Genomic DNA, 11,715 nt, shown 5'->3' on the forward strand with positions numbered 1-11,715 from the left:
CGGGCCCCTGCTGTGGCATCCTGATCCAATGGCCACCTACAAGCAGTCGGGAAAGCTCCGTAACGTCCTCTACGACATCAGGGGGCCGCTGCTCGAACACGCCATGATCATGGAGGCCCAGGGCCACCGGATCCTCAAGCTGAACATCGGCAACCCGGCGCCCTTCGGCTTCGAGGCTCCGGACGCCATCCTCGTGGACATGATCCGCAACCTGCCCAAGGCGCAGGGCTACAGCGACTCCCGCGGCATCTTCTCGGCGCGCACCGCCGTCGTGCAGTACTACCAGAGCCGCGGCATCAACTCGATCGACGTGGACGACGTCTACCTCGGCAACGGCGTGAGCGAGCTCATCACCCTCTCGATGCAGGCGCTGCTCAACGCCGGCGACGAGATCCTGATCCCCACCCCGGACTATCCGCTCTGGACCGCCTCCGTGGCGCTCGCCAGCGGTACCCCCGTGCACTACCTCTGCGACGAGGACAACCACTGGTGGCCGGACCTCGAGGACATGGCGTCGAAGATCACGCCGAACACCAAGGGCATCGTCCTCATCAACCCGAACAACCCCACCGGTTCCGTCTACCCCCGGCCCATCCTCGAGGGCATCGTCCGCCTCGCCCGCGAGCACGGGCTGATCCTGTTCGCGGACGAGATCTACGAGAAGATCCTCTACGACGACGCCGTACACATCAACGCGGCGTCGGTCGCCGGTGACGACGTCCTGTGCCTGACCTTCAGCGGACTCTCCAAGGCCTACCGGATCGCCGGGTTCCGCAGTGGCTGGATGGCCATCTCCGGGCCGAAGCGCGACGCCGCGAACTACATCGAGGGCATCAACCTCCTGGCCAACATGCGCCTGTGCGCGAACGTCCCCGCGCAGCATGCCATCCAGACGGCCCTCGGCGGGCACCAGAGCATCAACGACCTGATCCTGCCGGGTGGGCGCCTCAAGCAGCAGCGTGACAAGGCTGCCCAGATGCTCAATGCGATCGACGGCGTGAGCTGCGAGGTGGCGCAGGGAGCCCTGTACCTCTTCCCGAAGCTCGACCCCGAGATCCACCCGATCAAGGACGACGAGAAGTTCGCCCTCGACCTCCTCAAGCAGCAGAAGATCCTGATCTCGCATGGCAGCGCCTTCAACTGGATCAATACCGACCACTTCCGCATGGTCACACTGCCGAGCGTGGAAGTCATCGAGGATGCCATCGGACGGCTCGCCGACTTCCTGTCGACCTACAAGCCCTGACCCCCCGCCCGATCGCAGGAGGACCCGTGGACCCGACCGCTGAGAGCACTGCCGCCGAGATGCGGCGCCTCCTGATGGCAGGGCCGGACTTCTCACTGGCCGCGGTGGATCCGCACGCCACGCCGGGGTTCGACGGCGGCAAGGAGGATGGCGCAGCCGCGCTCGCCGCCGGCGCGGACGTGCTCTCGTCCCTCCAGGAGAAGCTGTTCGCCGAGAGCCGGGCAGGGAGCGAGATCGCCGTCCTGCTCGTCCTGCAGGGCATGGACACCTCGGGCAAGGGCGGGATCGTCCGCCACGTCGTCGGGCTGGTGGATCCCCAGGGCGTGCAGCACCAGGCCTTCAAGGCACCGACGGAGGAGGAGCAGCGCCACGACTTCCTGTGGCGCGTCCGCCGGCGGCTCCCGGAGCCCGGGGTGATCGGCGTCTTCGACCGGTCCCACTACGAGGACGTCCTGATCCACCGCGTGCGGGGCCTCTCGGCACCGGCGGAGGTGGAGAAGCGGTACCCCGCGATCCGGAGGTTCGAGGAGGAGATCGCCACCTCCGGTACCCGCGTGCTGAAGGTCATGCTGCACATCAGCAAGGACGAGCAGAAGGCGCGGCTCGCCGAACGCCTCGAACGCAAGGACAAGTACTGGAAGTACAGCCCGGGGGACGTGGACGAGCGCGCGTACTGGGAGCAGTACCAGGAGGCCTACGAAGCGGTCGTCGAACGGACGAGTACGCCGAACGCGCCCTGGTACGTCGTCCCCGCCGACCGCAAGTGGTACGCCCGGCTCGCCGTGCAGCAGCTACTCACCGCCACGCTGGAGGACATGCAGCTGAGCTGGCCGCGGGCGACGTTCGACGTAGAGGCGGAGAAGCGGCGTCTTGCGGCTTCCTGATGGCCCTCCCTGTCCGCGGACCCGGGTTGACCGCATGAGGTCCTAGCCTGAAGGCTCCAACGATACGGAGGCTCTCATGGACTGGAAGATCGAACTCATCGCCGTTCCCGTCAGCGACGTGGACCGCGCCATCGCCTTCTATCGCGATCAGGCCGGTTTCACCCTGGACCACGACCACCGCGTCAGCGAGAGCCTCCGTTTCGTGCAGCTCACCCCACCAGGCTCCGCCTGTTCCATCGCCCTCGGGGAGGGGATCAGCGACATGGCCCCGGGCTCGCTGGGCGGCATCCAGGCGGTCGTGGCAGATGCAGCGCGGGCACGGTCGGAACTCCTCGAGCGCGGCGTCGAAGCCAGCGACCTCGACGAGCAGCCGTGGGGGAGATTCGTGTACTTCGAGGACCCGGACGGTAATTCCTGGGCCTTGCAGGAGCTGGTGCAGCGCTCCTAGCTCCGGTGCAGGCGGAGTCAGGGTGATGAGCCGCGCGCGGGCAGCCGGGCCAGGACCATCGCCTGGTCGTGCCTTTCCCCGTCACGAGGGCTCCGGACGAGGGTCGCCTCGATCAGGAAGCCGAGTGACTCGAGGTGCCGCTCCAGGTCACCGGGCCGGTGCAGGTGCGCGGTGAGGTCGACGTCGTGGCCGTAGGCGTTCCGGATGACCCGGGGGCCACTCCCGGCCTGGAAACCGAGGAGCAGGACTCCTCCCGGCGTGAGGACGCGCCGGAATTCCGCGAGGACCTCCGGCAGTCCGTCCGGAGGGGTGTGGATGATCGAGTACCAGGAGAGGACGCCATCGGCGTGGCCATTCGGCAGCGGCAGGTCCGCCAAGCCGCCCACCACGAAATGCCGGTCAGGGTGCAGGCCGGCTGCCGTCCGGACCATCGCGGGGGAGAGGTCCACGCCGATGTAGTCCAGGCCGTGCCGGGCCAGCACGGGTGCCATGCGCCCGGCTCCGCTCCCCGCGTCGACCACCCGTCGGCCGCCCGCGTGGAAGCGGCCGGCGAACTCGGCGATCATCCCCCGATCCGCGGGAGCTTCGGACGAATCGTCCGGCAGGGCGGCGGCGTAGCTCGCGGCCACCCGGTCGTAGGCCGCTTCCGTGGCGCTGTCTGCTGGTCGTCCGGTCATCCGGCCAGCCTAGGTCCCTCGGGCGTCGTTCAGCGCCGGGGGCAGCTGGGACGGACTCGCTACTGGCCTTCGGCCTTGTCCCGTGCGGCCGCCAACCTGGCCTTCGCCCCTTCGAGCCATGCCTCGCACCGGTCGGCGAGCGCTTCGCCCCGCTCCCACAGCGCGAGTGATTCCTCGAGGCTCACTCCTCCGGCCTCGAGACGCGTTACGACCGCAACGAGCTCTTCCCGCGCCTGCTCATAGGACAGCGTCTGTACGTCCGCCGGTTGCGTCTGGTTGTTCTCCGTCATGGCAGGTTCCTCGTTCCGTGAGTTGCTTTCACCCGGGCAGGGTCGTCGACGCGCTGGTTGGCCGATGGAGCGGCTGGATTCCTGGATGCCATCGGACGGCCGCCGCGGCGGAGCTTCCCGGCCGAACGCCTCGCGGCCGGACGAACAGTCGTGACCGGAGTGCCGTCATGGCGATCCTGCCCGGGTCTGAGTGTCGGGTGCCTGTGCCTCCTGGGACACAGCACCGAACGGCCCGCCGGCAACGCGGATCCGCAGGCTTTCCCCGGGCCGGACGTCGGCCGGAGCCCGGACGATGTGGCCGTCGGCCTTCTGCACCACTGCATAACCGCGATCCAGGGTCTTCTGCGGGGACAGCGAACGGACGCGTTCGCGCAGGTGCTGGACCGAGTCCGCTTCCCGCTCCACCGCCGCGGACATGCATCGGAGGGCACGGGACCGCAGCCGCTCGACGTCGGCCTCCCTCACGTCGATCATGCCTTCCGGCTTGGCCAGCGACGGGCGGGAGCGCAGAGTGGCGAGGCTCTCACTCTCGCGGTGGACGAGCATGCGGATGGACCGCTCCAGCGCCGAGCGCGCCTGGCCGATCCGGCCGAGTTCCTCCGTGACGTCCGGAACGACGCGCTTCGCGGCGTCCGTGGGCGTCGAGGCGCGGAGGTCGGCCACTTCGTCGAGCAGGGGGCGGTCCGCTTCGTGCCCGATGGCGCTGACCACCGGCGTGACGGCCATGCCGACCGCCCGGACCAGCGACTCGTCGCTGAAGGGCAGGAGATCCTCGAGGGCGCCACCGCCGCGCGCGATGATGATGACGTCGACGTGCGGGTGCGCGTCGAGCTCGGCGAGTGCCGCGGTGACCTGGGCGACACTGCTGACGCCCTGCACCGCGACCTCGCGTACCTCGAATTCGACGGCCGGCCAGCGCAGCGCCGCATTGCGCATGACGTCCTTCATCGCGTCCGAATCACGGCCGGTGATGAGCCCGATCCGATGCGGGAGCAGCGGCAGTTGCTTCTTCCGGGCTGCGGCGAAGAGCCCCTCCGCGGCCAGTGCCTGCCGGAGACGCTCTATACGTGCGAGGAGGTCCCCGATACCTACGGGCCTGATGTCGATGGTCTGCATCGAGAGGCGCCCCGTCTTGACCCAGAAGTCCGGTTTGAGGCGGGCGACGACGCGGGACCCCCGCTCCAGGGGCGAGGACACCCTGTCCATCACCGAGCCGTAGACCGAGAGGGACAGGGAGACTTCCGTGTCGACGTCGCGCAGGGTGATGTAGCACATGCTGGAGCGCCGGTTGAGTTCGATGACCTGTCCTTCGACCCACGCGGCGGGCGCGCGGTCGATGTGGGCTTTCAGTTTCTCGGACAGCAGGTGAAGCGGCCAGGGGGAGTCGGGTGAGGTCTCGGCCGCCGTCCCGGGCAGGGTGGTCGCCTGCCGGGGGGTGCCGGCGATGCCGGCGGGTTGCGCCCGCGTTCCCTCGCTCGTCATGGCCGTCCTGTCCTCGGGAAGATCCCTGCTCCCGTTCTTGGAGATTGCACTGTCCATCTCTACCACTCCCGACCCCCAGGGGCTGTCCCGAGCTGTGGCATGTGTGTTGCGGCAGGGGTGGAACACACGGGAACCCGCCGTGCCGCCGGACGGGGGAACGGGCATAATCGGAAGTTCGCCCCCCAACACGAGGACTCCATGCGCACTGTCGTCTCTGCCTTCCTGGCCCTGCTCGCGCTCGTCGCCATGGCTGCCGGGCTGGCATCGGCCTGGCTGCACGAGAACCTCGTGGAGGAGTCCGGCTTCGTTGCGCTGGCTGCGCCGCTGGGCGACGACGCCGACTTCCAGGCGGCGCTCGCCGATTCCCTCGTTCAGGAGGTCGCAGCGAATACCGGCCTGCCCGAGCAGTTCGGCTCCTTCGTCGAACCACTCATCCGCGACGCCGCGGGCACGGTGACGGGTGCCTCAGGCTATCCGGCGGCCTGGACGGAGACGCTGCGGCTGTCGCACGCCGTCACCTTCGCGCACGCACCCGACCCGTCGGAACCCGCGCCTGCCATCCTCACCCTCGACCTCGCGCCGGTCGCGGCACTCCTGGCGGACAGCCTGAACGGAAGCCTGGGCCTGGAGGTCCCGGTCCCCGAGGACACCACGATCGACATCGGCTCCCTGAAAAGGGGAGGGCTGCTGAGCGGCGTCGCCGAGGCGGTGCAGTCATGGCCCCTGTTCCTCGCGGGCGCGGCGGTGCTGGCATTGCTGGCACTCGTGATTGCACGACGGCGCGGCACCACGCTCGCACTTCTCGGCCTCGGAGTGGTGGGGATCGGCGTGTTCGGATACCTCGCCGCGGGCTGGGTCCCCGCGACGGCGGCCAGGGCGCCCGGTACGAGTGCGGTTGCCGATGTGTTCATCCGGGGCCTCGCCGAACGGGCCGGAGCGGACATCGCCGCCTCCAGCACGCCCGTGATCATCGGCGGCCTGCTCGCGGTCGTGATCGGCGTCGTCGCGCACGTCGCCCTCGCCCGTAGGCGTAGGGCTTAGCTCACAGCTGAGCAACGCCGGATCCGACGGTGGCGAGTGGACGACCCGGTAGAATCGGCTCATGACCAGTACCACCGTTCAGGTCCCCATGCCCACCATTCCGCGCAGGCGCCGCTCCCCGGCGGACGTGCTCGCTGCTGCGCCGGTAGCGGGGGACAAGAAGGTGCTGCTCGCGGCGCCCCGCGGCTACTGCGCAGGCGTGGACCGCGCCGTCATCGCCGTCGAGAAGGCGCTGGAGCACTACGGACCGCCCGTGTACGTGCGCAAGCAGATCGTGCACAACCTGCATGTCGTCTCGACGCTCGAGTCCAAGGGCGCAATCTTCGTCGACGAGACCGATGAAGTCCCCGAAGGGGCGCTCCTGGTCTTCTCGGCGCATGGGGTCTCGCCTGCCGTGGTCCGGTCCGCGGAGGACCGCGGCCTGCGGACCATTGATGCCACCTGCCCCCTCGTGACGAAGGTGCACAAGGAAGCGCAGCGCTTCGCGCGCGACGACTTCGACATCCTCCTGATCGGCCACGAAGGCCACGAGGAAGTGGAGGGAACGGCCGGCGAGGCTCCCGACCACATCCAGATCGTCAACGGTCCGGAGGACGTCGACAAGGTGCAGGTGCGCGACCCCGAACGGCTGATCTGGCTCTCGCAGACCACCCTGAGCGTCGACGAGACCATGCTGACGGTGAACCTCCTGAAGGAGCGATTCCCGACGCTCCAGGACCCGCCGAGCGACGACATCTGCTACGCCACGTCGAACCGCCAGGCGGCCATAAAGAAGATCGCGCCGGAGACGGACCTCGTCATCGTCGTCGGCTCCGCCAACTCCTCGAACTCCGTGCGCCTCGTGGAGGTCGCCCTCGAGTACGGCGCGAAGGCGGCGCACCGGGTCGACTTCGCGAACGAGGTGGACGAGTCCTGGTTCGAGGGAGTGTCCACGGTCGGCATCTCCTCGGGTGCCTCGGTTCCGGAGAACCTCGTGCAGGACGTGCTGAGGCTGCTCGCGGAGTACGGCTACGGCCAGGTCGAGGAGGTCGTGACGGCCGAGGAGGACATCATCTTCTCGTTGCCGAAGGAGATCCGCGCCGCACTCAAGGCGATGGGCGATCCGTCGCAGGGCCGCGGTGGCCGGGGCCAGCGGCAGGACCGCACCTCCCTGAACTGATGATGCGGACGCGTTCACCGTCGGGGCCGGGGGACGAGGGCCGGCAGTTATCCTCACGAGGACCAGTAACAGCAGTACGCACTGATCGGGCACCTGGTCCCATGATGGGTCCGCGCGGTGATGCTGGCAGGCGCCACCTGGTATCTGCGGCCGTCACCCTCCTGATTCTCACCGGGTGCGCCATCGCCCCGACAGAAACCGGCACCGGGGCTCCAGATGGCGCATCGCCACCGGCATCCGGACCGACGTCGCCGGAGACCGACGGCGGCGCTCCGCCACCGCAGGTCGCGGCGTCGGACCTGCCCTCGGTGCTCACCGAGTCACCGCCCGTGTCCTTCACGATTCCCTCCACCGGCGCATCCTCGAAGGTGTTGAGTACCGGGCTGCGGGAGAACGGGACGCTCGAGGTACCACCTGATGGGCCGGGCGCCCCCGCAAGCTGGTACAACCAGTCGCCGACACCGGGCGAGCGAGGACCCGCAGTGTTGCTGGGACATGTCAACGCCACCGATGGCGGCCCCGGAGTCTTCGCGGACCTGCGGGCCCTGAAGGCGGGGGACACCATCGAAGTGCTTCGGGAAGACGGGACAACGGCCGTCTTCACCATGGACCACGCCGGACAGTACCCCAAGGACTCGTTCCCCACCGCTTCTGTGTATGGCAATACGGAGGGAGCCGAGCTACGTCTCATCACCTGTGACGGCTACGATCCGGACACCGGAGAGTTCGATGACAACTACGTCGTCTACGCGAAGCTCGTCACCTGAGAGGCCTCCTGCGGAGCTGACGGCACCGGCCTACCCGTCGGTGCCGTCGAGCAGTTCGTGGGCGGTCAGGGAGCGGGGCGTCGCGTCGATCGCCGCCGCCTGGCCGGCCGGCCCTGCCGTGCTGCCTGCACGTTGCGCGCGTGCAGCTCCGAGGACACTCACATCGGCGCCGTCCACTGCGGCGTCGACGACGTCCAGGGACGCCGAATCGAACGCACCGATCCGGCGGGCCGTGGGAAGGACCCTGGATTCGAGGGCGCCGACGAAGGAGTTGTAGCGCTCGACCGATGTCTTCAGGGACGCCCCGAGGCGCGTCACATGACCGCCCATTGTGCCGAGGCGCTCGTAGAGCTGCTTCGACAGGTCGAAGAGCTCGCGGGCGTTGTCCGTCAGCACGGCCTGCCGCCAGCTGAACGCAGCACCCTTGAGGATGCCGAGCAGCGACACCGGCGATGCCAGGGCGACGTTCTGGGAGAAGGCGTAGTCGAGCAGTTCCGGATCGGCCCGCAGTGCCTCCGAGAGCACGGACTCGACCGGGATGAAGCAGATGACGAGCTCGGGGGAGTTGGCGGCGCCTTCCCAGTACTTCTTCCGGGCGAGGGCGTCGATGTGCGCGCGGAGGGCCTTTCCGTGCTGCTTGAGCAGTTCGGCGCGTCGGGAGCCGAGGGCACCGACATCCTCGGCTCCTGCGGAACCGTCACCCGGGGCCGCGAGTTCCTGTGCGGAGAGGAAGGCGCTCAGGGGCACCTTGGCATCGATCACGATCTGCTTGTCGCCCGGTAGCTGCACCACCATGTCCGGCCGAGCCCGCTCGCCGTCGTCCCCTGCGGCGAAGGACACCTGCTCCAGGAAATCGACACGGGAGATCATGCCCGCCGCTTCGACCACGCGCCGCAGCTGCACCTCGCCCCACTGGCCGCGGGCGCTGTTACTGCGGAGGGCGCCCGCGAGCGAGTGGGTGGTGGAGAGGAGCAACGCATCTGCTGTGCGTGCCTCCTCGAGCTGCCGCGCGAGCTGGCCGTACTGCTCCACGCGGTCGCGTTCGAGCAGACCCACCTGCCGCTGCACCTGGGTCAGCTTCTCGGCCACGGGAGCCAGGGCACGCAGGACGTCGTTGTCGGTCGACGTCTTGCCCGTCAGCTCGCGATTGTGCTGCTGCAGCAGGTCACGTTGGGCGACGGCTGCCGCGAGGTTCGACGTCGTGCTTCCGAGACGTGCCGTGGCGTCGTCGAGCTCGGACCGGAGTTCCTCTGTGCGTGCACGGAGGGCGCGCGCCACCACCAAGGCGCCGACCGCGCATCCGAGGACGAAGGCGAGGAGGACGAGGAGGACAGCTGTGGTGCTCATGCCAACACTGTCGCAGGGACCTCCGACATTCGGGCCTCGCTACCGCCGGGCGGTGTGTCGGCGCCCGGTAGACTTGTCTCCCGTGGCTCTTACTATCGGCATCGTCGGACTGCCCAACGTCGGCAAATCAACCCTCTTCAATGCGCTGACGCGCAACAACGTCCTGGCGGCGAACTACCCGTTCGCGACCATCGAGCCGAACGTCGGCGTGGTCAACCTGCCCGACCCGCGCCTCGCGCAGCTGGCGGAGGTCTTCGGGTCCAAGCAGATCCTGCCCGCGACCGTGTCCTTCGTGGACATCGCCGGCATCGTCAAGGGTGCGTCCGAGGGCGAGGGCCTCGGCAACCAGTTCCTGGCGAACATCCGCGAGGCCGAGGCGATCGCCCAGGTCATCCGCGTGTTCGATGACCCCGACGTCATCCACGTCGACGGCAAGGTCGACCCGCGCTCCGACATGGAGACCATCAACACCGAGCTGATCCTCGCCGACCTCCAGACGCTCGAGAAGGCGATCCCGCGCGTCGAGAAGGAAGTGAAGATCAAGAAGCGCGAGGCCGCGCAACTGGCTGCCATGCAGGCCGCCCAGTCCGTGCTCGAGCGCGGGGACACGATCTTCGCGTCCGTCACGAGCGACAAGCTCGAGATGGAGCACCTGCGCGAGCTCAGCCTGCTGACGGCCAAGCCGTTCATCTACGTCTTCAACGTCGACGACGCCGTCCTCGGCAGCACCGAGCGCCAGGCGGAACTGCGCCAGCTCGTCGCACCCGCAGACGCCATCTTCCTGGACGCCAAGCTCGAAGCCGACCTCGTGGAACTCGACGAGGCCGAGGCCCGCGAGATGCTCGAGATGAACGGCCAGGAGGAGTCCGGCCTCGACCAGCTGGCGCGCGTCGGCTTCCACACCCTCGGCCTGCAGACCTACCTGACAGCCGGTCCGAAGGAGACCCGCGCCTGGACCATCAAGAAGGGTGCGACGGCGCCCGAGGCCGCCGGCGTCATCCACTCGGACTTCCAGCGCGGATTCATCAAGGCCGAGGTGGTGCACTTCGGTGACCTGATTGACGCCGGGTCGATGAGTGAGGCCAAGTCCCGCGGCAAGGTGCGCATCGAGGGCAAGGAGTACGTCATGTCCGATGGCGACGTGGTGGAGTTTAGATTCAATGTTTAGTTCGATATATCTACGTGCGTTGTCCGAATAACCGGAACATCAGTGTAGGGTCTGCTGCACCGATTGGTGGCACTTTGACCCGACCCACAGTCTGGTTACCATCACACCTCGTTAGCTGATGGCCCTGGTTGTAGCGTTGGCGTGTGATTACTTTTCCGGACGGCACTGTGGTTCCTGCTCTGGGGCAGGGAACGTGGAACCTGGGTGACTCTCCTGCCAGCCGGAACGCTGAGATCCGGGCGCTGCGCACAGGTATTGATCTGGGTCTGACCGTGATCGATACCGCCGAGATGTACGGTGATGGGCGCAGTGAGGACCTTGTCGGTGAAGCCATCAGGGGTAGGCGCGATGAGGTTTTCCTGGTGAGCAAGGTCCTACCCTCGAACGCCTCCGCATCAGGGACGATCGAGGCCTGTCATGCAAGCCTGGACCGTCTGGGCACTGACTGCCTGGACCTGTACCTCCTGCATTGGCGGGGGAGATTCCCTCTCGAGGAGACCGTCGCAGCGTTCGAGTCCCTCATCGAGGAGGGCTCGATCCGTGCGTGGGGTGTGAGTAATCTCGACACCGACGAACTCCAGAGTTTGCCTGAGGGGTGCCAGACCGATCAGGTGCTGTACAACCTGACCCGTCGCGGTCCGGAGTTCGACCTGATGCCATGGTCCACTTCGATGAAGATGCCCGTGATGGCCTATTCGCCCGTGGAGCAGGGACGACTGCTCGGCAACCCGGATCTGACACAGATCGCACGTGAGCTTGGCGCGACGCCTGCGCAGGTCGCTCTGGCGTGGACAATGCGCACCAGCAGCGTGCTCGCGATCCCGAAGGCTTCGACCGTCGAGCATGTGCTCGAGAACGCCGCCGCCCGCGACCTTCACCTCAGCGACACCGATCTCGAGCGCCTCGATCGCGCTTTCCCGCCGCCGACACACCCACAACCCCTCGAAATGCTTTGATACACGGTGGCTTCGGGATCACCGCCAACCCGGCCGCTGGATGTTGTGGGTCACGACGTTCCTGCGCTTGATGATCCGGTGAGCAACAGCTCTGCTAGCTGTAGTTCACCCCCGGGGCCGTCTCGAGGTTCGTGCTGCGATCGCACAGGACGTGGCTTCCCGACAGCGGGTGAAGGATGTCGCCATCTAAGGTGATTCGGCTACGGAATGCGGTGGAGTTTAGATTCAATGTTTAGTTCGATATATCTAC

The 11,715-nt window shown here is 67.6% G+C and carries 12 protein-coding genes; 8 read left to right on the forward strand and 4 right to left on the reverse strand.

The window, feature by feature from the left end:
• Window positions 1-28 precede the first annotated feature (28 nt).
• The 3 genes from AC1MFI_RS09935 to AC1MFI_RS09945 all read left to right on the forward strand — a co-directional run bounded on the left by AC1MFI_RS09935 (window position 29) and on the right by AC1MFI_RS09945 (window position 2,578).
• The gene (locus AC1MFI_RS09935) at window positions 29-1,246 is read left to right on the forward strand and encodes a pyridoxal phosphate-dependent aminotransferase (RefSeq protein ID WP_479816566.1); all 1,218 of its coding nucleotides are present in this window, start codon (window positions 29-31) and stop codon (window positions 1,244-1,246) included.
• 59 nt (window positions 1,247-1,305) lie between these two features.
• Entirely contained in the window at window positions 1,306-2,130 is an 825-nt protein-coding gene (locus tag AC1MFI_RS09940; protein ID WP_479820839.1) for a PPK2 family polyphosphate kinase, read from the forward strand.
• A 76-nt stretch (window positions 2,131-2,206) separates the two neighbouring features.
• The gene (locus AC1MFI_RS09945) at window positions 2,207-2,578 is read left to right on the forward strand and encodes a VOC family protein (protein ID WP_479816568.1); all 372 of its coding nucleotides are present in this window, start codon (window positions 2,207-2,209) and stop codon (window positions 2,576-2,578) included.
• Between the two features lie 17 nt (window positions 2,579-2,595).
• Here the strand turns inward: AC1MFI_RS09945 and AC1MFI_RS09950 are convergent, their stop codons facing one another.
• From AC1MFI_RS09950 to xseA, 3 genes are all read right to left on the reverse strand, one after another.
• The gene (locus tag AC1MFI_RS09950; protein WP_479816570.1) at window positions 2,596-3,255 is read right to left on the reverse strand and encodes a class I SAM-dependent DNA methyltransferase; all 660 of its coding nucleotides are present in this window, start codon (window positions 3,253-3,255) and stop codon (window positions 2,596-2,598) included.
• A 59-nt stretch (window positions 3,256-3,314) separates the two neighbouring features.
• Window positions 3,315-3,545, reverse strand: coding sequence for an exodeoxyribonuclease VII small subunit (locus AC1MFI_RS09955; protein ID WP_479816571.1), 231 nt, complete (start codon window positions 3,543-3,545; stop codon window positions 3,315-3,317).
• A gap of 165 nt (window positions 3,546-3,710) precedes the next feature.
• Complete coding sequence (gene xseA / locus AC1MFI_RS09960) at window positions 3,711-5,027, reverse strand: exodeoxyribonuclease VII large subunit (protein ID WP_479820841.1); 1,317 nt, start codon at window positions 5,025-5,027, stop codon at window positions 3,711-3,713.
• A 198-nt stretch (window positions 5,028-5,225) separates the two neighbouring features.
• On the opposite strand from xseA, the gene AC1MFI_RS09965 reads away from it, so the two are divergent.
• The 3 genes from AC1MFI_RS09965 to AC1MFI_RS09975 all read left to right on the forward strand — a co-directional run bounded on the left by AC1MFI_RS09965 (window position 5,226) and on the right by AC1MFI_RS09975 (window position 7,994).
• Window positions 5,226-6,068, forward strand: a complete 843-nt coding sequence (locus tag AC1MFI_RS09965) for a hypothetical protein (RefSeq protein WP_479816572.1) — start codon at window positions 5,226-5,228, stop codon at window positions 6,066-6,068.
• A 61-nt stretch (window positions 6,069-6,129) separates the two neighbouring features.
• Window positions 6,130-7,227 carry a 4-hydroxy-3-methylbut-2-enyl diphosphate reductase gene (locus tag AC1MFI_RS09970; protein ID WP_479816573.1) on the forward strand — a complete coding sequence of 366 codons (1,098 nt, stop codon included), beginning with the start codon at window positions 6,130-6,132 and terminating at the stop codon, window positions 7,225-7,227.
• Window positions 7,228-7,328: 101 nt separating this feature from the next.
• A complete protein-coding gene (locus AC1MFI_RS09975; RefSeq protein ID WP_479816575.1) occupies window positions 7,329-7,994 on the forward strand; it encodes a class F sortase in 666 nt (221 codons plus the stop codon).
• Window positions 7,995-8,024: 30 nt separating this feature from the next.
• Here AC1MFI_RS09975 and AC1MFI_RS09980 read toward each other — a convergent pair whose 3' ends face one another.
• Entirely contained in the window at window positions 8,025-9,341 is a 1,317-nt protein-coding gene (locus AC1MFI_RS09980) for a DNA recombination protein RmuC (protein WP_479816576.1), read from the reverse strand.
• 82 nt (window positions 9,342-9,423) lie between these two features.
• Here AC1MFI_RS09980 and ychF point away from each other — a divergent pair, with 82 nt between their 5' ends.
• Together ychF and AC1MFI_RS09990 are read left to right on the forward strand one after the other, a co-directional pair.
• Window positions 9,424-10,509, forward strand: coding sequence for a redox-regulated ATPase YchF (ychF, locus tag AC1MFI_RS09985; RefSeq protein ID WP_479816577.1), 1,086 nt, complete (start codon window positions 9,424-9,426; stop codon window positions 10,507-10,509).
• Between the two features lie 143 nt (window positions 10,510-10,652).
• Window positions 10,653-11,465, forward strand: coding sequence for an aldo/keto reductase (locus AC1MFI_RS09990; protein ID WP_479816578.1), 813 nt, complete (start codon window positions 10,653-10,655; stop codon window positions 11,463-11,465).
• The last annotated feature ends 250 nt before the right edge of the window (window positions 11,466-11,715 follow it).

The sequence above is a fragment of the Arthrobacter sp. BC5 genome (assembly GCF_056680255.1).

Coding starts and splice junctions, on each gene's coding strand:
- AC1MFI_RS09935 (WP_479816566.1), top strand. CDS start 29: ATGGCCACCTACAAGCAGTCGGGAAAGCTCCGTAACGTCCTCTACGAC.
- AC1MFI_RS09940 (WP_479820839.1), top strand. CDS start 1,306: ATGCGGCGCCTCCTGATGGCAGGGCCGGACTTCTCACTGGCCGCGGTG.
- AC1MFI_RS09945 (WP_479816568.1), top strand. CDS start 2,207: ATGGACTGGAAGATCGAACTCATCGCCGTTCCCGTCAGCGACGTGGAC.
- AC1MFI_RS09950 (WP_479816570.1), bottom strand. CDS start 3,255: ATGACCGGACGACCAGCAGACAGCGCCACGGAAGCGGCCTACGACCGG.
- AC1MFI_RS09955 (WP_479816571.1), bottom strand. CDS start 3,545: ATGACGGAGAACAACCAGACGCAACCGGCGGACGTACAGACGCTGTCC.
- xseA (WP_479820841.1), bottom strand. CDS start 5,027: ATGACGAGCGAGGGAACGCGGGCGCAACCCGCCGGCATCGCCGGCACC.
- AC1MFI_RS09965 (WP_479816572.1), top strand. CDS start 5,226: ATGCGCACTGTCGTCTCTGCCTTCCTGGCCCTGCTCGCGCTCGTCGCC.
- AC1MFI_RS09970 (WP_479816573.1), top strand. CDS start 6,130: ATGACCAGTACCACCGTTCAGGTCCCCATGCCCACCATTCCGCGCAGG.
- AC1MFI_RS09975 (WP_479816575.1), top strand. CDS start 7,329: ATGATGGGTCCGCGCGGTGATGCTGGCAGGCGCCACCTGGTATCTGCG.
- AC1MFI_RS09980 (WP_479816576.1), bottom strand. CDS start 9,341: ATGAGCACCACAGCTGTCCTCCTCGTCCTCCTCGCCTTCGTCCTCGGA.